Annotated in this window: 21 protein-coding genes and 2 pseudogenes; 10 read left to right on the top strand and 13 right to left on the bottom strand. The window is 67.6% G+C overall.

Annotation, left to right across the window (positions count from 1 at the left end; translation table 11 throughout):
* The first annotated feature begins 159 nt into the window (after positions 1-159).
* The 3 genes from LFM09_RS09925 (at position 160) to LFM09_RS09935 (ending at position 2,037) form a co-directional block, all read left to right on the top strand.
* Entirely contained in the window at positions 160-1,182 is a 1,023-nt protein-coding gene (locus LFM09_RS09925) for an SDR family oxidoreductase (protein ID WP_414096038.1), read from the top strand.
* Between the two features lie 295 nt (positions 1,183-1,477).
* Positions 1,478-1,744 carry a hypothetical protein gene (locus LFM09_RS09930; RefSeq protein WP_414096039.1) on the top strand — a complete coding sequence of 89 codons (267 nt, stop codon included), beginning with the start codon at positions 1,478-1,480 and terminating at the stop codon, positions 1,742-1,744.
* Between the two features lie 134 nt (positions 1,745-1,878).
* On the top strand, positions 1,879-2,037 hold the full coding sequence (locus LFM09_RS09935; protein ID WP_414096040.1) for a hypothetical protein: 159 nt from the start codon (positions 1,879-1,881) through the stop codon (positions 2,035-2,037).
* A gap of 77 nt (positions 2,038-2,114) precedes the next feature.
* Here LFM09_RS09935 and LFM09_RS09940 read toward each other — a convergent pair whose 3' ends face one another.
* From LFM09_RS09940 to LFM09_RS09950, 3 genes are read right to left on the bottom strand one after another with little or no spacing between them, the layout of a single operon-like run.
* A complete protein-coding gene (locus LFM09_RS09940; protein ID WP_414096041.1) occupies positions 2,115-4,253 on the bottom strand; it encodes a DUF6351 family protein in 2,139 nt (712 codons plus the stop codon).
* A gap of 10 nt (positions 4,254-4,263) precedes the next feature.
* Positions 4,264-4,974, bottom strand: a complete 711-nt coding sequence (locus LFM09_RS09945) for a DUF998 domain-containing protein (protein WP_414096042.1) — start codon at positions 4,972-4,974, stop codon at positions 4,264-4,266.
* A 24-nt stretch (positions 4,975-4,998) separates the two neighbouring features.
* Positions 4,999-5,145, bottom strand: a complete 147-nt coding sequence (locus LFM09_RS09950; protein ID WP_414096043.1) for a hypothetical protein — start codon at positions 5,143-5,145, stop codon at positions 4,999-5,001.
* A 454-nt stretch (positions 5,146-5,599) separates the two neighbouring features.
* Between LFM09_RS09950 and LFM09_RS09955 the strand changes: the two genes are divergently transcribed.
* Positions 5,600-6,241, top strand: coding sequence for an NAD(P)H-binding protein (locus LFM09_RS09955; protein WP_414096044.1), 642 nt, complete (start codon positions 5,600-5,602; stop codon positions 6,239-6,241).
* 394 nt (positions 6,242-6,635) lie between these two features.
* Here the strand turns inward: LFM09_RS09955 and LFM09_RS09960 are convergent.
* Positions 6,636-7,139, bottom strand: a pseudogene (locus LFM09_RS09960) (5-methyltetrahydropteroyltriglutamate--homocysteine methyltransferase); the annotation flags it as partial.
* 6 nt (positions 7,140-7,145) lie between these two features.
* Between LFM09_RS09960 and crcB the strand changes: the two are divergent.
* Positions 7,146-7,515, top strand: a pseudogene (gene crcB, locus LFM09_RS09965) (fluoride efflux transporter CrcB).
* Positions 7,516-7,521: 6 nt separating this feature from the next.
* Here the strand turns inward: crcB and LFM09_RS09970 are convergent.
* From LFM09_RS09970 to LFM09_RS09995, 6 genes are all read right to left on the bottom strand, one after another.
* Positions 7,522-7,974: a universal stress protein gene (locus LFM09_RS09970; RefSeq protein WP_414096046.1), complete on the bottom strand. Its 453-nt coding sequence runs from the start codon at positions 7,972-7,974 to the stop codon at positions 7,522-7,524.
* 428 nt (positions 7,975-8,402) lie between these two features.
* Positions 8,403-8,675, bottom strand: coding sequence for a GlsB/YeaQ/YmgE family stress response membrane protein (locus tag LFM09_RS09975; RefSeq protein WP_414096047.1), 273 nt, complete (start codon positions 8,673-8,675; stop codon positions 8,403-8,405).
* An 87-nt stretch (positions 8,676-8,762) separates the two neighbouring features.
* A complete protein-coding gene (locus LFM09_RS09980) occupies positions 8,763-9,050 on the bottom strand; it encodes a DUF3040 domain-containing protein (RefSeq protein WP_414096048.1) in 288 nt (95 codons plus the stop codon).
* A gap of 103 nt (positions 9,051-9,153) precedes the next feature.
* The gene (locus LFM09_RS09985; protein ID WP_414096049.1) at positions 9,154-10,173 is read right to left on the bottom strand and encodes a sporulation protein; all 1,020 of its coding nucleotides are present in this window, start codon (positions 10,171-10,173) and stop codon (positions 9,154-9,156) included.
* Between the two features lie 34 nt (positions 10,174-10,207).
* Positions 10,208-11,260, bottom strand: coding sequence for a hemolysin family protein (locus LFM09_RS09990; protein WP_414096050.1), 1,053 nt, complete (start codon positions 11,258-11,260; stop codon positions 10,208-10,210).
* Positions 11,257-12,555 carry a hemolysin family protein gene (locus tag LFM09_RS09995; RefSeq protein WP_414096051.1) on the bottom strand — a complete coding sequence of 433 codons (1,299 nt, stop codon included), beginning with the start codon at positions 12,553-12,555 and terminating at the stop codon, positions 11,257-11,259. Before LFM09_RS09995 ends, LFM09_RS09990 begins: the two co-directional genes overlap by 4 nt.
* Positions 12,556-12,690: 135 nt before the next feature.
* On the opposite strand from LFM09_RS09995, the gene LFM09_RS10000 reads away from it, so the two are divergent.
* A complete protein-coding gene (locus LFM09_RS10000) occupies positions 12,691-13,089 on the top strand; it encodes a MerR family transcriptional regulator (RefSeq protein WP_414096052.1) in 399 nt (132 codons plus the stop codon).
* Here the strand turns inward: LFM09_RS10000 and LFM09_RS10005 are convergent.
* The gene (locus tag LFM09_RS10005; protein WP_414096053.1) at positions 13,086-14,360 is read right to left on the bottom strand and encodes a hemolysin family protein; all 1,275 of its coding nucleotides are present in this window, start codon (positions 14,358-14,360) and stop codon (positions 13,086-13,088) included. The genes LFM09_RS10000 and LFM09_RS10005 overlap by 4 nt on opposite strands.
* Before the next feature lie 106 nt (positions 14,361-14,466).
* Between LFM09_RS10005 and LFM09_RS10010 the strand changes: the two genes are divergently transcribed.
* The 3 genes from LFM09_RS10010 (at position 14,467) to LFM09_RS10020 (ending at position 17,235) form a co-directional block, all read left to right on the top strand.
* Positions 14,467-15,417 (top strand): cation diffusion facilitator family transporter, encoded by a 951-nt coding sequence (locus tag LFM09_RS10010; protein WP_414096054.1) that lies wholly within the window; start codon positions 14,467-14,469, stop codon positions 15,415-15,417.
* Between the two features lie 155 nt (positions 15,418-15,572).
* A complete protein-coding gene (locus tag LFM09_RS10015; protein WP_414096055.1) occupies positions 15,573-16,673 on the top strand; it encodes an FAD-dependent oxidoreductase in 1,101 nt (366 codons plus the stop codon).
* A 40-nt stretch (positions 16,674-16,713) separates the two neighbouring features.
* On the top strand, positions 16,714-17,235 hold the full coding sequence (locus LFM09_RS10020) for a methyltransferase family protein (RefSeq protein WP_414096056.1): 522 nt from the start codon (positions 16,714-16,716) through the stop codon (positions 17,233-17,235).
* On the opposite strand, the gene LFM09_RS10025 is transcribed toward LFM09_RS10020, so the two are convergent.
* Together LFM09_RS10025 and LFM09_RS10030 are read right to left on the bottom strand one after the other, a co-directional pair.
* A complete protein-coding gene (locus LFM09_RS10025) occupies positions 17,228-17,893 on the bottom strand; it encodes a potassium channel family protein (RefSeq protein ID WP_414096326.1) in 666 nt (221 codons plus the stop codon). The two genes, LFM09_RS10020 and LFM09_RS10025, sit on opposite strands and share 8 nt — an antisense overlap.
* Positions 17,880-19,232 (bottom strand): TrkH family potassium uptake protein, encoded by a 1,353-nt coding sequence (locus tag LFM09_RS10030; protein ID WP_414096327.1) that lies wholly within the window; start codon positions 19,230-19,232, stop codon positions 17,880-17,882. The genes LFM09_RS10025 and LFM09_RS10030 overlap by 14 nt, the downstream gene beginning before the upstream one ends.
* Before the next feature lie 563 nt (positions 19,233-19,795).
* On the opposite strand from LFM09_RS10030, the gene LFM09_RS10035 reads away from it, so the two are divergent.
* Positions 19,796-20,827, top strand: coding sequence for a YbaB/EbfC family nucleoid-associated protein (locus tag LFM09_RS10035; protein ID WP_414096057.1), 1,032 nt, complete (start codon positions 19,796-19,798; stop codon positions 20,825-20,827).
* The last annotated feature ends 28 nt before the right edge of the window (positions 20,828-20,855 follow it).

Below are 20,855 nucleotides of genomic sequence, written 5' to 3' on the forward strand. Positions count from 1 at the left end.
TATCCGGAGAGTTCTCCACTAACTTATGTGGAGAACTCTCCAGAACCGTACAGCAGCATTGCTCAGCACACCAGGCTCGCAGTTCCGGGTGGGGCGGCTGCGTCACCGCGCGGTTCGAAGGATCAACGGCTTCCCTACCGGTTTCTTGCGAGGTAATCCATGGCTGACGTACTGGTCACCGGCGGCTCCGGCTACATCGGCAGCTGGTGTGTACTCGCACTGCTGGCACACGGGCACACCGTTCGCACCACGGTGCGAGACCTGAACAAGGAGTCCGCGGTGCGAGAGATGCTGCGTGCCGGCGGAGCACCCGAGGACGCGAAGCTGACCGTGCTGCAGGCGGATCTGCAGCAGGACAGCGGCTGGCGCGAGGCGGTCGAAGGCTGCCACTACGTCCTGCACGTCGCCTCGCCGACGCTCACCAGCCTGTCCCAGAGTGACGACGACATGGTCGGACCAGCCCGGGACGGGGTGCTGCGCGTTCTGCGTGCGGCGCGCGAGGCCGGAGTGAAACGGGTTGTGCTGACCTCGGCGTTCGGAGCGGTCGGAATGGGCCACCCGGAGAAGTCACGGGTGTTCACCGAGGAGGACTGGAGCAATGTGGACGGTGGGATCGCGCCCTACCAGAAATCCAAGACCCTGTCGGAAAAGGCGGCATGGGACTTCGTCGCCGAGCACGGCGGCGTCGAGCTGGCGGTCGTGAACCCCGTGGGCGTGTTCGGGCCGGTGCTCGGCCCCGACTACTCGCCCTCTCTCGGGCTGCTGCAACGAATGCTGGACGGCGAACTGCCCGCACTGCCGAAGTTCGCCATGGGCTACGTCGACGTGCGCGATGTCGCGGACCTGCACCTGCGGGCGATGACCGACCCGGTCGCGGCGGGCGAGCGGTTCCTCGCGATCTCAGGGCACAGCCTGTGGGTCCGCGACATCGCGACGATCCTGCGTGACCGCCTCGGCGACCGCGCCTCGAAGGTGCCCACGCGCGAACTGCCGGTGTGGACGGCGCGCGCACTCGCACGCATCAACCCCGGACTGCGCATCCTGCGCCCGCAACTCGGCAAGAACTTCGACGCCACCTCGGAAAAGGCTCAGCGCATGCTGGGATGGTCACCGCGACCGATCGAAGACACCATCGCCGACACCGCGGAGAGCTTGCTCGCCCTGCGAGGCGCGACCGTCTGACGACCACCACGCTGGTCTCTGTTTTCGCCACGACGATCGGACCACACACAAGCCCACACACAAGATCGCGTCGTCCACACCGCACGGCGGCGGGCACGGCGGCAACGCCCCCACGGCGGGAGCCGCAGCTTCGTGGCCGAGATACCTCGACTTTGGTCGAGGTATCTCTGCTTTGGTCGACCGGCTGAAACTTGGAGAGGATCTTCGTCGGCCAAGAACGTCGTGTTGCCGGGCGCGACCGGGCTGGCGGGCCTCGGCCGGGTAGACACACCTGCTTCTACCCGCCAACCCCGCGATGACACACGCCTACCTGTCCGGAGCGAGCGCCTCCCCCGACTCGAAGCTCATGTGGGCACGGGTGAAGGCACTCGCGGCGCAAGCCTTCTGGCGTATCCGTTCCACACCTACGTCCTGGACGCACGCGTTGCTCAAGAAGCTGATGCCGGGCTGGACGACGTCGAACGGCGCGATCGGCAAGGCGATGATCGCGGTGTCCCAACTGGACGGTTCGGGACCGCGAACACTGACCAGCGGTGACATCAACCGACTCGCCCCAGGCTGACCGTCTGAAGTTCGCTGCCGCGACTGTCCTCCGGCGGCGGATGGAAGGCCGCCGTGAACGGGTCATGACCACGGTTTGCACGTCACCTCTCCTCTCGTTGCCGACAATCCGGGCACGGAAGACCCCAGCAGGCAATGGTCAACGCGTGGAGTCCCGCGATCGACCAGACGGTCTCCGCGGGCACCATCACCTCGGCCCAGGGCCAGCAGTACCGGCAGGCGCTGATCGTGGCGTTCGCGTCTGAGGTGAACTGGGACGGCTGGGCGGCGATGCCCACCTTCGCCGGGGTCTGATCCGGGGGTTGGCCTGCCCAGAGGCGCCGCCGTCGCGGTGACGCGGTTCGAGCCGCGCCTCTGGGAGTCCAGCACGATCAGCGCAACCGAATGGGCGATGGTGCGTGTCCAAAGGTGGCGTTCGTCCCGTCGCCGTAACCGAGCCAGCTGCCCAACGGCGAGGTCTGACCGATCCCAGGCAAGCGGTAGTCGCAGACGCCCTCCGGGAAGGTCTCCCGCAGTGCGGCCTTGTCCGCGGGGGTCAGCGGGACGCGGTACTGGGTGAAGTCGACCGGCCTCAGCCGGCACTTCAGGACGTCCGACGTCAGAGGCGCACCGGCCACCAGGCGCGGGTTCTCCCCCACCGGGTACTGCGCCGCACAGGGTCCGCTGGCCGGGGACGTCATCGGGCCGGCGATCCGCTCGGTGGCCGACAGGTAGCAGCCGTCGGCCAGGCCCGCCGGTTTGCCGGCGATCACCTTCTGCTGGAGCGAGCGCCTGCTGTGGTCGGCGCCGATGTTCGTCAGCCACTGGTCCATGGCCGCGAGCTGGTAGCGGTTCGCGGCCGTCGTCTGGTCAGGGGTGCGCTGGTTGGCGATGATCACCTGGTTGGCCGAGGTGCCGTTGGCCTTGTGAAGCCGGGCCCGCAGGACGAACGACCACTCCGAGGTGTGGATGTCGCTGAGGAATCCGGCTTGGTCGAGGTTCGTGCGTTGATCGATGATCGGCGTGGTGCGCAGTCCCAGCGATCCGGACACCAGCACGCTGTCGCGGTAGGCGGCAGTCAGCGCTTGCCGGTCGGCCGTGGTGCGACGTGCGACAGGTGTGCCCTCGACGTCGAAGCCGCCGATCTCCCGGTTCAGCGCGACGAACTGATCCAGCGTGATCTTCCCGTCGTTGAGCGCTCGCAGGCCGTACTGGACGCCGACGTTGTCCAGGGCGCTGTGGGCGAAGCCGGTGCGAGGGTCGATTCCGAACTGGTTGGCCAACTGCTGGTTCATGCTGCACTTGACCCCGTTGGGGTTCGTTTCGCGGTTCCACATCGCCTCGGCGGGGATGGCGTCGCTGACCGAGAAGATCTGCTTGTTGCAGCTGCCGGTCGGCGTGATCCGGTTGGCGAAGGACTGGTCCCACGACCTGCAGGTGCTGTAGCTCGGGAACCCTGCGACCGCCTGCCGCTGAGCCGGCGTGAAACCACTGCCCGCCGCGGTGAAGAAGTGCTCGAACAGGTCGCAGTCGCTGGTGACGCCCATGACGCTCAGTGCGTCTGGAAAGGACACTCCGGGGATGATCCCGTCGACGATGCCGGGATAGGCGTCGGCGATGGCGTACTGCTGGATCGCGCCGCCGGATCCGCCCCAGCCGATCGTGTGCCGCACCGGCCCGTAGGTGTTGATGAAGCGTTCCTTCACCATCATCGCCGCTTCCGCGGACAACATGGTGCTGCAGTTCTGGTCGAGCACGTTCAGCGTCGACGAGGCCACCGCGTAGCCCTGCGACAGCATCAGGTCGTTCAGGACGCCACCGGTGGAGTTGCCCTGGTGGTACCCGCCGTTGCAGCCGCCACCGAACGTGTAGACCAACCTGCCGTTCCAGGTCTGGAGTGGACGCAGCGGAGACGGCGGCGTGCCGTCGGTCAGAGCGGCGATCTGGTAGACGGCGCGATCGACGGTGCCGGTTTCCAGACGTACCACGTAGGGCACGTCGCGTCCGTCCACTGTGGCCGTGGCCAGATCGGCAGGACGTGCCGCCGGGTCGCTCAGCGGCTGGAACGCACCAGCCGTGTTGCGGTACCGGTAGGTCACGACGGTCGGTGCGGAGCAGTCCGGCTGGGCCGCGGCCGCGAGGCCGAAAACCGTGGTCTCGCAGAAGAACGGCTGCTGCTGCGGACCCGAGAACACCGGCCCGGTGCTCGGGTGGACCGTCAAGCGTGTTGTTGCGCGCCGGACTCCGGCTTTGGCGGCGATCACGTGGTCGCCGGAACGCAGACCGGTGGCGAGCCCGAGCAGGCTTCCGTCGGCCTGAGGCAGAAATCCGGCCGTGATGTCACGGCCGTCCTGGGTGACGCGGAGCCGTGGCGCGGCCGGGCTGATCCGCAGCAACGTCTCCGGTCCGCTCAGCAGACCCGGTCTCGGGTTGGCCACGGTGGTGATCGTCAGCGGTTCACCGGCTTCCGCCTGGGTGACGAGGCCCGCGACGAGAACCACCGTGAGCATCGACGTCAACAGTGTGCGCATCGCCATCTCCTCAAGCCGCCGCAGGGACGGCGTGGTTGCGGGGTGCGGTGACCGGCCGGCGCTTCCGGCTGACGAGCAGCGAGACTCCGAACACCACGTGCGCCACGACGATCGGGTAGATGGCGAGGCGTTCGAACATGCCGACGTAGATGTTGATCCCGCCCCGGACATCGATCATGAAGGCGGCGAACCCGAGCAGTCCGATCACTCCGAGCACGAGCAGAGTGCGGCCGACGGCGGGCGACATGCCGAGGCGGTCGCGGAACGACGCGGCCAGGATCGTCAACAGGTTGCCGCCGACGATGGTGGCCTGGGCGCCGATCACGTGGTAGAGGATCTGTCCGTTGTCGATGCTGGCCTGCGAGCCCTGGAACATGCCGACCATGCCGATGCCAATGCCGAAGATGACGGCGACGGTCAGCAGGATCTTCGGCCGGGCTCCCGAGGTCGCTCGCAGCACGAGGAAGGCCGCGATGACGAACAACAGGCCGTAGCCGATGAAGCCGGTGTTCATCACCACAGCCCACGGCGAGTACACGTCCTGCCCGAACACGTGGGACGGCGGCCCGGCGATGCCCAGATCGCTGACGTAGTGGTAGAAGTAGTCGTAATTGGGCTCTGTCCACGCGAGCGCGGCGATCGCCTCGGCGAGCAGGTAGAGCAACGGCCCGACGGTGAGCAGGACGGCACCGAAAACGGCGGCCCGGGCATGGCGAAGCATCGTAATTGCTCCTTTGTGGATGGTTCAGGCGTTGGGAGCGCCGAACTGGAGGGTGCGGACGGTGTGATGCGCTTGCGGTTCGGCGTCGCCGAACACGCCCTGGACGTCGAAGCGGGGCATGCAGGGCCGTTGCAGGCGTGCGATCTCATCGACGGTCAGGGCGACGTCCACTGACGCCGCCGCTCGTCGACCTGGCGGATGAAGTTGGAACCGGCCAGTGTTGTGGCGACTGCGCTTCAGCGAAACGGAGACCTCTCCGTTCGCCGCAGACATTAGCGGAGAGCTCTCCGCTTTGGCAACACCAAGTCCGGGAAGGCCTGCGCGCGGACGTCGAGTCGCGAGCGCGCCACTTACCGATGTGCGCCCGGCACTTCGAACACCTCGCGGACTACACCCGCATCACTCACGGCCCGGCGACACGCTGACCCTCCACCGATCAGAAGGTGATCGCCTGCAGGACCCGCAGTCCGACAACCGGGACGATCAACCCGCTTTTGGTTGGAGCGACCAGGCCATCTTGCCAAGCGGAGAGGTCTCCGTTAAGCTCGCCTTCAAGCGGAGAGATCTCCACTTGGTGTTCTGCCTCGGAGGAACATCTCTGATCGCTCGACGCGAAGAGGAAACGATGAAGATCCTGCTTTTCGGGGCCACAGGCACTGTTGGCCGGGGTGTCCTGGAACAGTGCCTGTCAGCGCCTGACGTCGACGAGGTGCTCGTCGTGACGCGACGCGCCCTGGACTTCAAGCATCCACACCTGCGGCAGCTGCTCCACGACGACTTCACCGACTACTCGACGATCGCGGACCAGCTCGCCGGCTTCGACGCGTGCTTCTGGTGCCTGGGCCGCACCTCCAGCGCCCTCAAGGGCTCGGAGTACGTCCGGGTCACCCGTGACTTCACCCTCGCGGCAGCGCGCACCCTCGCCGCCCACAACCCCCAGCTGCGCTTCTGCTTCGTCTCCGCGGTCGACGCCGGCGCCGACGCCCGGTTGCGTGCAGCTCGCGTCAAAGGCGAGACCGAACAAGAACTGCTGAAGATCTTCCCGGACACGATGTACACGCTGCGACCCGCTCACGTGCAGCCGATGCACCTCAACGACCTCGACCGCTACAGCCTCGGATACCGGGTGGCCGTCCGTGCTTTCCCCGTGCTCGACCGGCTCCTGCCCCGCTACACCACCACCGCCGAACGTCTCGGCCGCGTGATGCTCGACATCGCCCGACAAGGGTCTTCCAAGCAGGTCTTCGAAGGCATGGACCTTCACTGACCGCACGATCGTGCCCTCGCCCAGCAGACCGTCGTGCTCGCTGAGCTCTCCAGATTCACTTCTGCCTTGCTGAGCTCGCGGCGAACCCGGAACGCTTGGCATCAAAGTCATCCGTTGTCGTCCGGCCGATCCGGAGACCTGGTTCCTGCCCGGCCGCGGTTCCACCTCACCGGCCGACTTCAACGCTCAGCTCGCTGAGTGGCTGGGCCGTGCGAACCAGCGTCAGCACCGCCGGCTCGGCCGCTGCCCGATCGAGCGGTGGGAGGCGCACAAGGCCGGGATGCCCGAGTTGCCGCCGGTGGCCGGGTGGTGGTTGCCGCGGTCGGCCGCGAGGTAGAACTGGATCAGGTCCTTGGTGCCCTCGAACCCGATGTGCAGCTCCCACCCGCGACGCAGGTCGTCGACCGCAGTCGTCGCACGTGCCGAGTCGTTCCACGGGGATGAACTCGGCCGCTTCCAGCACCCGGTCGCGCACTTCCTCCGCGGACTCGACCCGCGGGTCGATCGGGTCGATCACCCCGATGAAGATCGTGGCGTCGGCCGGCGCTTGCTCCCTGATCACTTCCAGCACCTGGCGGCGGTCGGGTTCGCTCGCGAGCTGGAGGTAGAGCTTGCCGGCGTGGGTCTGGAACAGGTCCGGCAGCAGTTCGGCGTAGTCGATGTCCAGGCTGTGCGTGCTGTTCTGGTCGCCGCCGGGGCAGGTGTGCAGGCCGATGCGTTGCCGCTCCTCTGCGGAGAACCGGTCGAGGACCTGGTTGTTGAGGTCGACGAACGTCTGCAGCAGGCCACAGCTCGGGCCGAGCTTGAGCGAGAGCCTGCCCTCGGTGAAGTCCAGCTGCACGGTGGCGGCGCCCGCGTCGAGGCAGCGGCGGATGTCGGCCTCGCTCTGGTCCACGAGGCAGTCGTGACGGCGGTGCTGGTGTTCGTCGGCGCGATGGTCGGTGCTCCGCTGAGGTACTTGACCGATCGGTTCGTGCAGTCGCGTCACGACAGTCTGTTCCCGTGGGGGGACCTTCGGCGTGAACCTCGCCGGCTGCCTGGTCCTGGGTGCGCTCGCCGGTGCCGGCGGCGCGCTGCCGAGTCAGGTGTTCACCCTGGTGGGCACCGGGTTCTGCGGGGCGCTGACGACCTACAGCACCTTCAGCTACGAGACGCTGCGCCTGGTGGAGCAGAAGGCCTACCTCTACGCCGTGCTGAACGCCGTGGTCCGCACCGTCACGGGGCTTGGCGGGGTGTTGCTCGCCTGCACGACCACTGCGGCACTGGTCGGTTGAAGAACGTCATCGCCCTGCGAAGTCGGCGACGAGCAGGACGGGATGATGGGCGGCCCTTGCCACGCCACGGCTCACCGAGCCTCGCATCATCCGGGCGAGCGAGCGATGCCGGTGCGTGCCGACCACGATCATCAGAGCCTGCTCTTCATCGGCGATCCTGACCAGCAACTTCGCGGGGTTGCCGTTCGCCGCGTGGTAGGTCCAGGCACCAGGATGTGCGGCCAAGGTCTGCTCCACCTGGACGCGCAGATGCTCCAGCGCCTTGTGCTTGTAGGTGTCCCAGGTGCCGACGTCGGTGTCGGGGTCGACGGGCTCATCGCGCGCATCGATGCCGTGCACCACGTGCAGGTCCGCACCGAGCCGAAGCGCAAGATCCGCCGCAGTGCGCAACGCGGCCAGACTTGCCGCTTGATCGTCGAATCCGACCACCAGCACCGGTGCGCCGCTCGATGCGCTCACTTCACCACTGTCCCGCTCTCAGCGGGTCAACGCACGGCGAATCTGGTTCGCCTCGGGGTACGTACATGATCACCGCGACGCCGAGCAGGCAGGCGGCGGCGGTGTAATCCCATCTGTACCGCCTGAAGCCGTCCAGCGCGGCACGCCGAGCGGGTGCTGGTGGTCGTCGACACCGACGCCGACGCCGACATCGCGGACGTGGGACGGCGGGTGCGGCGGCTGGCCGGCTCCGGTGGTCCGACGGCGGTGAGAACATCGATTCCGGAGTGTCCCCAAAGGACAATCGACGCGCGTCCGCGTCGCGAACCTGTTACTGCCAGGACACTTCGCCCGGTTGAACACCAGGACTGCCGGATCACCAGGACAGCGCCGAGCCTCAACGGTTGAACCCGCGGTCTGAGCAGGCTTCCCGCGGCCCTGCCAAGGCGTCAATGCACGGACTTGCGGCTCCATGCTCCGGCCGCGATGCTCACGCCGACTGCCGCCAGAGCCACCTGGATGATCAGCTCGATCCAGTCGATGCCGTTGGTGTCGCCGACCCCCAGCGCGTTCGCGACCAGCGTGCCCAGCATGGCGGCGGCGATGCCGATCAGGATCGTCAACCAGACCGGGATCTTCTGCTTGCCCGGCACGACCAGGCGTCCGAGCGCTCCGATGATCAGGCCGACGATCAACGCGCTGATGATTCCCGAGACGGCCATGTGCTCTCCCCGCTGGTTCCTCGAAAGCGACGTCCCACGTACTGATGATCGTAGTCGCGGAACCGAAGTCAGGTTGGTTCCGCCTTGCTACTCGCGATGCTTGCGCCAGGTGCGCACCAGCAGACCGACGAACGCGCTCAGGCACAATCCGGCGCCGAGCGCGATCAGCAGGAACGACGACCACGTCACCCCGGCCATCATCGCCAGCAGGCCGACGACGTAGGCGACGACCACACCGAGCACCCGCATCGTTCCGCTGGAAAGGAAAGCGAGCGGGCTGGGCCGGTTGAGCTTGGCGGCGAGCTTGGGGTCTTCCTCCGCCAAGCGCTGTTCGATCTCGTCCAGTTCCCGCTTCTCACGGTCTGCCAGCCCCAATGTCCGGCCCTCCCGCTCGCTCGTCGTGCCAGCCTCACCATCGCTCCGGTTCGGCGCCCTGCCAAGAGCACCGAACCGGAGGAGAGTCAGTTCGACCCGCAGATCACTCCTCGAACGCGAAGTCGCCGCCGCCGTCGTCCTCGAAGACCTCTTCCACGACCTCGCCGAGCACCATGCCGCCGACGACACCGGCCGCACCCGCGGCGATCATGCCGCCCATGCCGGGACCGCTGCGGTGACCGTGATGCCCGTGGTGTCCGTGCTGGTCGTAGCCCTGGTGACCGTGCATGGGCTGGCCGCCGAACGCCGGGTTGTAGCCCGCGTGACCACCACCGAAGGCGGGGTTGGCGTGGCCGCGCTGGGCCACCTGCGCGAGCCAGCCGTTGATCGCCGACGCCCAGTCGGTGGCCTGCGCCTCCTGGTGCGACACGCGGAAGTGCCCGAACGCGTCACCGCCCGACGAGAACATGCCGCCGCGCTTGTCAGCCTCCAGCACGACGTAGAGCTCGTGCGGGCTGGCGACGAAGGTCAGCTCGACCTGGCTGACCGCGCTGGCGAACTGGGCCGGTGGGAAGAACTCGATCTCCTGGTAGAAGCCGAGTTCCTGGTGCACACCGCGGATGCGGCCGGCCTCGACATCCGCGCTGCGGAACGAGAAGCCGAGCTGCCCGAAGGCGTTCAGCACCGCGTCCTGCGAGGGCAGCGGGCCGACCAGGACCGGGTCGAGGTCGCCCTTGTCCGGGGCACCCGCGATCACGAGCTCGGTGCGCACGCCGACGGTCATGCCGGGCAGCGGGGCGCCGCCGACCGCGGTGATCGGCGTCTCCCACGGGATCGGCAGCTGGAACGGGATCGCGACGAGCTGGCCCGCCGGAACGCGCACGCCTTGCTGCACCACGGAGCGCATGAACTCGGAAACACCGCCGTACTCGTGGTCGCCGTGCTCGACCTCGACGCGGGTGACCAGCGACAGCACGACCTGGCCGATCTCGGCGTCCGCGCTGCCACCCTGGATGCGCACCTGACCGGTGACAACCTGGCCGGGCACGGCGTGCGGTGAGTCCAGCACGGTGTCGACGGACGGTCCGCCGACGCCGAACGCGCTGAGCATCCGCTTGAACATGGGCAGTCTCCTCCTGCGGGGACGGGGTGAGGGGTTAGTTCTGGCGCACCGCAACGCGCGGTGCGTCGGTCTCGTCGTCGAAGTCGCCGATGAGCTCTTCGAGCAGATCTTCGAGTGCCGCGATGCCGACAACGCGGTCGTCGTCGGACACCAGCGCGAGCTGTGCACGGTCCGCCTTCATCGCGCTGACGGCTGCGGCGACCGGCATCGAAGCGGACAACGTCAGCACGGGGCTCATGAGTTCCCGCGCGGCCGGGTCGGTTCCGGCGGCGGTGGCGCGCATGGCGTCACGGATGTGCACCAGGCCGACGAACTCGCCCCGCAGGTTCCTCACCGGGAATCGTGATCGTCCACAGTGGAGGCTCCGGCGTTCGATCGCGCGGGCCGTGGTGTGCTCGGTGACCGTGGAGGTGTCCTCGACGGCCACCATGACCTCGCGCAGCGTCGTCTTCTGCACCTGCAGCATGCGGGTCAGCAGCCGCTGCTGGTGCTCACCGATCAGGCCGTGCTCGCCGGACTGCCGCACCAACAGGCGCAGATCGTCGGGCCGGTGAGCCTGCGCGAGCTCGTCCTGCGGCTCGACCTTCATCAAACGCAGCAGGCCGTTCGTGGTGTGGTTGAGTCCACTGAGGATCCAACGCACCGAGTGCGCGAACGCGCGGAACGGCAGCGCCAGCATCAGCGCCGACTTCTCGGGGTGTGAAATCGCCCAGGACTTCGGCGCCATCTCACCGACGACCATGTGCAGGAACACCACCAGCACCAGGCTGATCGCGAACGCGATGCCGTACGCGACACCATCCGGCAGCCCGGTCGCCTGCAGCAGCGGATCGAGCAGATCGGCCACGGCGGGCTTGGCCAGCGCGCCGAGTCCGAGCGTGCACAGCGTGATGCCGAGCTGGGCGCCCGCGAGCATGAGCGACAGCTCTCGCACACCCGCGACGGCGGCCCGTGCCGCGCGTGAGGTCTCGGCTTCCTGTTCCAGGCGGTGTCGCTTGGCCGCGATCAACGCGAACTCGGCCGCGACGAAGAAGGCGTTGAGCGCCAGCAGGATCACGGAGACCGTGAGGGACAAGCCGATGCTCATCGGGCCTCCTCCCGCAGCCGCGCCGTCAGAACCACCGTGTCGGGCACGTTGCGCGCCACCGCGGTGACCAGCAGCACGATGTCGCCGAACTCGATCTCGTCACCGACTTCGGCCGTGCGGCCGAGGTCGTGCAGCACCAACCCGGACACCGTGTCGTAGGCGTCGTTCTCCGGCAACGCGATGCCGGTCGCGTCCTCGACCTCGTCGAGCCGCATCCGGCCGGGCACCTGCCAGCGCTGTTCGTCGAGGCGCTCGATGGCGTCCTCGACGATGTCGTCCTCGTCGTGGATCTCACCGACCAACTCCTCGGCGAGGTCCTCCAGCGAGATGATCCCGGCGAACCCGCCGAACTCGTCGAGCACGCAGGCCAGCTGGCGGCGCTCGGTGCGCAGCCGTTCCAGCACGGCCGGCAGTGGCAGCGTCGCCGGTACGACGAGCGCGGGCGAGGCGATCTCACCGATCGGTGTGACCGGCCGCTGTTCCGGCGTGAGCGTCAAGACCTCGGCCAAGCCCACGACGCCCCGGATGTCATCCAAGTCGTCGCCCGTCACGGGGAAACGCGAGTGCCCGGTGTCGAGCAGCTCCACCACACGGGAGGCAGGCTCGTCGCACCGCACCGAGTGCACGTTCACGCGCGGCGTCATCGCCTGCTCCGCCACCAGCTCACGGAAGTCCAGGCCGTGGTCGAGCAGCTGGGCGAGCTCCGGGTCGAGGTGACCCTGTTCACCGGCATCGCCGACGATCTGCTTGAGATCCTCCGGTGTCGCGCCCTGCGGCAGCTCCTCCACCGGCTCGATCCCGATGGCGCGCAACAGCTTGTTGGCGGCTGCGTCGAACAACCGGATGATCGGACCCGCGATCTTGAGGTAGACCAGCGTCGAGGAGCTCAGCCACTTGGCGAGCGCTTCGGGCTTGGCGATCGCGAGGTTCTTCGGCAGGAGCTCGCCCAGCACCATCTGCACGACGGTCGCGAAGATCAGCGCCACGGCCATCGACAGCGGCACGCCGAACGACTCGGGCAGTCCGAGCAGGTTCGCGAGGCCGGTGCCGAGCAGCGGCTCCGCCACGTAACCGACGAGCAGCGCCGTCACCGTGATGCCGAACTGCGCGCCCGACAGCATGAACGACAGCTTCTGCGTCACGCGGTAGGCACGCTCAGCTGCTTTGTCGCCCGCCTCGGCCATCTGCTGCAACCGACCGCGGTCGACCGCCATGTAGGCGAATTCCTGGGCCACGAAGTAGCCGGTGGCGACAGTCAGCGCCACGATCGCCAGCAGGCCGGAGAGAATCAACATGCCGCACCCGCGGCAGCGAGAAAGTTCAGCCGGGTTCGCCCCGGCGCACTACTACAGCCGTCTATGTCGGCTTGGTCAGGCATACTTCACAGTAGCACGTAGCACTGTACGGTTGGCAGGGACGAGGAGGTGAATGTGACGGAGGCACTGCTCAAGATCGGCGAGCTAGCCGCCCGCGCCGGCGTCAGCATCCGGACCGTCGACTACTACACGACGTTGGGCCTGATCAGCCCCGCGCAGCGCACCGCGTCGAACTACCGCCTCTACTCCCCTGCCGATGTCGATCGCATTCACCTGGTTCAACGTCTGGAAGTCCACGGTGTTCCCCTGGAGGAGATCTCCACGGCGCTGAGCGCGAGATCCGGCGACGTTGCGACGATCCTGAGCCTGATCGACACCGACCTGCAGACGTTGCAGTCGGCCGCGGACGGCGCCGCACCGGAGATGCAGGGTCTGCTCGCGATCATCGCGACGCGGGTGCACTCGTTGATCACCATCGCGCTGCAGATCCCGCCGGACACGATGCTGCCCTAGCGGCTACCCGCCTGCCGCAACCGCACCGACGTGATCGCGTGGTGCGCCACCGCCAGCACCTCGATCTCCCACCCCGACACCCGCACGACGTCGCCCGGCTTCTCGGGGATGCGCCCGAGGACGACGAGCACCAGGCCTGCGATCGTGGAGTAGTTGCCCGCGGGCGCTTCCGGCAGCTCGACACCGACGTCGACCAGGTCGTGGACGGGGAACGTGCCCGGCAGCACCAGCGAGCCGTCCTCGGCCCTGGCCACGGCCATCACATCGCGGTCGGTCTCGTCGTAGATCTCGCCGACGATCTCCTCCAGGAGGTCTTCCAACGTGACGATGCCCGCCACCGCACCGTGTTCGTCCATCACGAGCCCGAACTGCTCACGCTCGATCTTGAACCTGCGCAACGCCTCCGACACGCGCACCGAGTCCGGGAAGACGACCGGCTCGCGCACAACATCGGCGAGCTTCACATCGTCGTCGAGCAGGTCGCGCAGATTCACCACGCCGATCACGTCGTCGAGGTGGCCTTCGCGCACCACCGGCGCTCGGGAGTGGCCGGAGGAGGCGAGCTCGGTGCGTGCGGTGGCCGCGTCGAGGTCGCCGGACAGGATGAACACGGACCGCCGGGGCACCAGAACCTCCCGCAGGCGGCGTTCATGGATCTCCAACGCACCGAAGATGATCTCGCGCTGTTCTGCGTTGAGGCCGCGCTGGCTCTCCACCAGGTCCCGCAACTCCTCCGGGGAGAGCTGCGCGGAATCGGCATCGGGATTGCCGCCGAAGATCCGCACGACGAGATTGGTGGCGGCGCTGAGCGTCCACACCGCGGGCCGCGAGATCGTCGACAACACGTCCAGCGGCCGCGCCACCAGCAACGCCCACCGCAGCGCGTACTGCATGGCCAGCCGCTTGGGCGCCAGCTCGCCGAACACGAGCGTGAAGAAGGTCAGCACGATCGTCACCAGCGCCACCGCCGCACCCGAGGCGGCACCATCGAGGAACCCGAGCAGCGGCACCAGCGGCTCGGCCAGTGACACCGCAGCCGTCGCCGAGGCGAGGAAGCCGGCCAGGGTGATGCCGATCTGGATCGTGGCGAGGAACCGGTTCGGGTCCCTGGCGAGCCTCACCAAGGTCCGGGCCCCCTTGCCACCTTCGCGCTCCAGGGTGCGCAGCTGCCCCTCGCGCAGCGAGATCAACGCCATTTCACTGCCCGCGAACAACGCGTTGACCAGCACCAACGCGCCGACAAGCGCGATGTTGAACCCGTAGCCGTCCATCCGGACCCTGTCACTCCCCGCTGTGCTGGTTCGAAGAGCGACCACGCTAGCCGCTGATTCCGCAGGTCACAGCGCGACGCCGGCGATCGAGCCCTAGAGTTCGCTCGTGGCTACCGAAGGAAGCACGAAAGCCGTCGTCACGGCCATGTTCGCCAACCTGGGCATCGCCGTGACCAAGTTCGTCGCGTTCTTGCTGACCGCGTCGTCGTCGATGCTCGCCGAGTCGGTGCACTCGGTGGCGGACACGAGCAACCAGGCGCTGCTGCTGCTCGGTGGCAAGCGCGCCAAGCGGGCAGCCACCCCGGAACATCCCTTCGGTTACGGCCGCGAGCGCTACGTCTACGGGTTCATCGTCTCCATCGTGCTGTTCAGCCTCGGCGGCCTGTTCGCGCTCTACGAGGCGTGGCACAAATGGGCCGACCCGCACCCGATCGACTCGTGGCACTGGGTCCCGATCGTGGTTCTGCTGGTAGCCATCGTCCTTGAAGGCCTGGCACTGCGCACCGCGGTGCTCGAGTCCAACCGCGTCCGCGGCAGCCGCTCCTGGGCTCGGTTCATCCGCACCGCGAAGGCACCGGAACTGCCGGTCATCCTGCTCGAGGACCTCGGCGCACTGTGCGGCCTGGTGTTCGCCCTCATCGGCGTCACGATGACCCTCATCACCGGTGAGGGACGCTGGGACGCCGCCGGCACCGCGATGATCGGACTGCTCCTGATCGTCATCGCCGCGGTCCTCGCCGTCGAGATGAAGTCCTTGCTCATCGGGGAAAGCGCCACCCGCGAACACCAGAGTGCGATCGCCAAGGCGCTGCCCGGCGACGGGGTCGAGTCGGTGATCCACCTGCGGACGCTGCACCTGGGCCCCGACGAACTGCTGGTCGCCGCCAAGGTCGCCATCAGCAGATCAGCCACCGGAACAGACATCGCGATGGCCATCGACGCTGCTGAGCGCCGGGTGCGGACCGCAGTGCCGATCGCGCAGGTCATCTACCTCGAACCGGACGTGCGCCGCGCAGAAAAGGACGCGGAGCAGGAACCGACCACCGACGCCGGGTAGCCCAACGCCGTCAAACGGGCTCTTGCACCTCGCTGACCGCACGGGGCGTCGCGCAGTCAGTGGCTGTTGCGCACCGCCGGCGTGAACTACCCTCAGCGGAGGTGTGCCGGGAAGCCTGGTCGGCGTGACGTGTCCCCGTTCGGAAGGGAGCGGTCATGCCCACCAGAAGGGCTCTTGTCGTCGGCACGGGCATCGCCGGATTGGCCACCACGCTGCGCTTGCGCCGCAGCGATTGGGAGATCGTTCTCGCCGGACGAACCGCAGGGTCTCGCGACCAAGGGTTCCCTCACGCGTTCCGCGGCGTCGGGTACAACGCGGCCGCGCGGCTGGGACTGCTGCAGGCACTCGTCGAACACAGCCAGCCGCGATGCGACACGCTGGTGGTCGATGCGACGGGGGCTCCGTTCGCATTGTGTCCCAAGCCGTCCGGGGTGACACCTGTGCTGCGCCGCGCCGACGTCGCGACAGTGCTTCGCGAAGCGATCGGCGATGTCGAGGTGTGCGAGCAGGCCGAGGTGTTGAGCCTGGTCGAAGACGACTGCGGGGTCACGGTCACCTTTCCGGACGGAGACGAGGACTGGTTCGACCTCGTTGTCGGTGCGGACGGTGACGACTCCGCAGTCCGCTGTGCCGCTTTCGGAGAGGACCATGAGCACCGTCAGGTCACGGTGTCGGTGTCGAGCCGCCTGAAGACGACAACGAACGCTGCGGTCTGGATGGAACTCGCGGAGCGGACGGTCCGTGTTCATCCCTTGCGAGGCGGCGGCTCTGCGGCGCTGTTCGCCTGGCGCGGCGATGTTTCTCTTCCAGTGCAGGAGGTCTTCGGCGATCTCGCCTGGCTCGGGCCTGAGTTCTTGTCTCAAGTAGACGGTGGGCCGACTGCTCGGCGCACGAGCTTCCAGGTGCACGCGCACCGGTGGGTGTCGAAGCAGATCGCGCTGGTCGGCGACGCCGCGTGGTGTGCGGGCCGGCCCTGTGACGAGGACGCGTCGCTCGCGATCGGCGGTGCCGAGTTGCTGGGGGATGCGCTGGACATCTTCACAGATACCGCCGAGGCGTTGGCTTGGTGGGAACAGCAGATGCGGCCGGTCGTGCGGCACGTGCGGCGTCAGAACACAGCGCTCCGTGGACCGGACGTCATCTACCCGCCATCGTCGCTCCGTCCCTTCGAGACACACGCAGTGCACTCCGGACAGCTCTCCGCAGCCCAGGTGGTAGCCCGACCAGGTGAACAACCCCTCGAAGACTGCCCTTAGAGCTACCCGCAGTGACCCACAACGGGTAAGGGTGTACGCCATGGAGAGACGGAAAGCGGCACTCGGCTCCGCTGCGTTCTTCGTGCTGGCGCCGGGCGGAGTCGCCGGGCTGATCCCGTGGCTGCTGACCCGATGGCAAGCAGAGGAACCGTTGCCCTTCTGGTTGCCGCTGCGTGTTCTCGGTGTCGTCGTGCTGCTGGCCGCGCTGGCGGTGCTGATCTCCGCGTTCGTCAGGTTCGTCGCCGAAGGGTTCGGCACGCCCGCGCCCATCGCGCCACCTGATCGCCTTGTCGTGGGCGGGCTCTACCGACATGTCCGCAACCCCATGTACCTCGCTGTGCTGTCCCTGATCATCGGGCAGGCGCTGGTGCTCGGACAGGTGATCCTGTTGGCCTACGCGGTTGTGGTGAGCGCGGCGTTCGTGACCATGGTGCGCTGGCACGAGGAACCGGCACTCCTGCGCCAGTTCGGCGACCAGTACGCCGCCTATCGTGCCGCAGTGCCGGGATGGTCGCCGCGACTGCGTCCCTGGCGATCCCACCAGTCCGGGAACCTCAGGTGAGGTCGGCCACCCGTTCGACCTCGGAGGTCCGGCCGGCCAGGATCAGCACGTCACCGCGGTTGATCACGGTCTCGGCGGTGGCGTAGGTGAAGCCCTCTCCCTGCCGCTTCACGCCGACCACGGTCACTCCGTACTTCGACCGCAGACGGCTCTGGTCCAGTGGCATGCCGACGGCCTCTTCGGGCGCGCGGGTCTTGACCATCGCGTAGTCGTCCTCGAACTCGATGAAGTCCAGCATCCGGCCGGTCACCAGATGAGCGACGCGCTCCCCCATCTCGTGCTCGGGCAGCACGACGTGGTGAGCTCCCACGCGTTCCAGGATGCGGCCGTGCTGGCGGCTCACCGCCTTCGCCCAGATGTGGGGGATCTCGAAGTCCACCAGCAGGGCGGTGGTGAGGATGCTGGCTTCCAGGTCGGTTCCGATGCCGACGACGGCGCGCTGGAACTGGCCGACACCGAGCTGCCTCATCACCTCCGGGTCGGTGGTGTCGGCGACGACGGCGTGGGTGAGCTCGTGCGCGTGCTGCTGGACGATCTTGGGGTTGGAGTCGATGCCGAGGACCTCGGTTCCGCGGGCGGTGAGCTCGAGCGCGAGTGAGCTGCCGAAGCGGCCCAGACCGACCACGACCACCCGTGAGGCTTGTTCATCCGACAACAGGTCGCTCCTCGGGGAGTTCGTAACGCCGGGCGCGATCGCGCAGGGCGAGTGCGGACGCGAGAGTGATCGGCCCGAGTCTGCCGATGAACATCAACGCGATCAGGACGAGCTGACCGGTGGCTGGAAGCTGGGCGGTGATACCGGTGGACATGCCGACTGTGCCGAACGCCGACGTCGCCTCGAACAGCACGTCGTCAAGAGGGAACGGACTGATCGACAGCAGCGCGATCGTGCCGGCCATCACCGCTCCCACACCGAGCAGAGCGACGGTCAGCGCTTGGCGCTGCACCTGGTCCGCGAGTCGCCTGTCCATCACGTGCACCGTCGGCTCGCCTCGGATCTCGGCGAGGATGACGAAGGCCAGCAGGGCGAAGGTGGTCACCTTGATCCCGCCAGCCGTGCCGGCACTACCGCCGCCGATGAACATCAGCACATCGTTGACCAGCAACGTGGACGACTGCATCGCGCCGACATCGATGCTGTTGAAGCCCGCCGTGCGCGGCATGACGCCGTGGAACACTCCCGCCAGCAGTTTGTGATGGACGTCGAGCTCGCCGAGGGTGTTGCCCCACTCGAACGCCAGGACCGCCAGTGTGCCGATGACCAACAGCCCGAAGTACACCGGCACCGTGATCCGCGTGTGCAGGGACCAGCGCTTCCGGTTTCGCCTGCGGACGAGCTCGAACAGGACCGGGAAACCCAGTCCTCCGAGGATCACCGCGCACAGGATCGGCAGGCATACCCACGGGTCCGTGGCGAACCCGACCAGGCTGTCGGTGTACAGCGCGAACCCGGCGTTGTTGAACGCCGACACCGCGTGGAAGATCCCCAGGTATGCGGCCCGTGCCGGTGTTTCGCCGTACCCGGTCAGGAACCGCAGTCCCAGCAAGACCGCGGTCACGGCCTCGACGACCAGACTCACCACTATCACGCCACCGACCACGGTGCGGACGTCACCGAGCCCGAGGGTCTTGGTCTCCGCCTGCGCGGTGAGCTGCATCCGCAGGCCGAGGCGGCGTGAAACGAGCAAGGTCAGCAGCGAGGCGAGGGTCATGATGCCGAAACCGCCCACCTGGATCAGGGCGAGCACCACCACTTCGCCGAAAGTCGACCAGTGCGTCGGGGTGTCGACCACGACGAGCCCCGTTACGCAGATCGCCGACACGGCCGTGAACAGCGCGGGAACAGGGTCCGTGCCGACGCCGGATTCCGTCGCCACCGGCAGCATCAACAGCGCCGTGCCGATCAGCGTCGCCACGCCGAACGCCAGCACGACGATCCGCGCCGGATGTCGCGCGCTCGGCGACAACCGCCGCCACGGTAAAGCTGCTTTCGACAGCGATGTCACCAGGCTCCACCACGCAGGGTTCACGACGCACCCGGCGAAACCGAGCGATGGCGTGCGGCTCCTCAGCGCGCCACGCCTCATCAGTACCTGGCTCGGTGCCCCGATCCGCCCGGTCTCGGCCGATTCTTACGCGATCTTTGCGCGGTGACCGCTGGGCGGTCGTGGCAGTGCGCCGACCTGCCGAACCCGCGACCAGGGCTTGACGGTCCGCTGAGCGGAGGTTTGCGCCGGCACCACATTTACGGCATCTTTATGGGCGGAGCGCCGGGAAGCCTGGTCGGCCCGCTCGTCACAACACGGTGGCGGCGGCTACACGACTCGAGGTGGCATGCCCCGGCTTCGATCCTCCTCTTCCACGTTTCCCCTCCCCCGGTCGGGCAAGTCGGGACATCCGCCCGAACGCTGATCCGCGCGTTCGTCCGGCTTGGTGGCACTCGACGTCGAGTTGCCCTTCTTCTCTTGTCTTGCAAGGCGTTCACGCCGCTGGACCACTAGGGGTGAGGTGTGCCGTGGTTGTCGTTCCCCGCATGATTCCGATGGTCGACAGTCCACACGTGGCTGTCGCGCTGGCTGCGCGTTGGCATCGCGCGAGAGCGCTGGTACTGGTCTCGATGGTGGGTCTGCCCGCACTGCTCGGGTTGATCTGCCTGACGTTCGCGCTGCTGCCCGGCCAGGACGTAGCCGCGGTGAGGTGGTCGGTGATTCCCGTCGTCGCCGCCAGTCTGTCAGCCGTCGCGCTCGTGGCGTGGCTACGTCGCGACGGTCTCACCGATCCCGCTTCGTGGTTCCCCGCGACTGTGCTGATGACCAGCAGCCAGCTGGTGCTCGGTGTGGTGCCGGGATTCGGCGTTGCCCTGCGGTCGGCGACCGGAACCGCGGTGCTGCTGAAGGCCTTGCTCGCGCTCGGAGTTCTGAGCGCGGGTTCGGCGTGGTCGCTCGCTCGGCGGGCGTGCAGTTCGTTGCTCGCGTCGCCGGTGGCCGACCTCGGCTCCACTCCGCTCCAGCTGGTGTTCCGCAGTTCGTCGTCCCGCATCGTCATCGGCACGGATCGAGTCGACTGGACGTGCCACACGGCGGGTGGCCGACTCGATGTCGGTGTGTCCTTCCGCAACCTCCACGACGTCACCGTCACGATGACGGACGCGACGCTCGCTTTGGTGTTGCACACTTCGTCAGGCCGATGGACAGTTCCGACACGTGATGCGGCTGCGGTGTGCGCGGTGCTCGACCGGAGGAAGGCTTGGTGGGAACAGCGCGTCGAGACCGCGATCGAACACGAACGTGCGCGTTACCACGAGATGCTGCGATTGCTCGGCACAACGAGAGCGACTTCGTCCACTGACGACGGCTCCGTCTCCGTCACGGTGAACGCGGACGGGGTACCCACCGACATCGAGTTGACCGAAGGAATCCGCCGGAAGAGCCCCCAGCTCGTCTCCGCGGATCTCCTGGCGTGCATCGACGAGGCGCAGAGGGTTGTCCGCAAGCAGGTCCAGCACCTCATGGTCAGGCGGTACGTCACCGAGCAGGAAAGGGAGGAACTGCCCGCCCTCGCACAGCAGGTCTCCGAACAGATCGCCGCGTGAGGACCGACGTCCACAAAGGAGTGTGACT

This window comes from Lentzea alba (assembly GCF_047445655.1).
Lineage (GTDB): Bacteria > Actinomycetota > Actinomycetes > Mycobacteriales > Pseudonocardiaceae > Lentzea > Lentzea alba_A.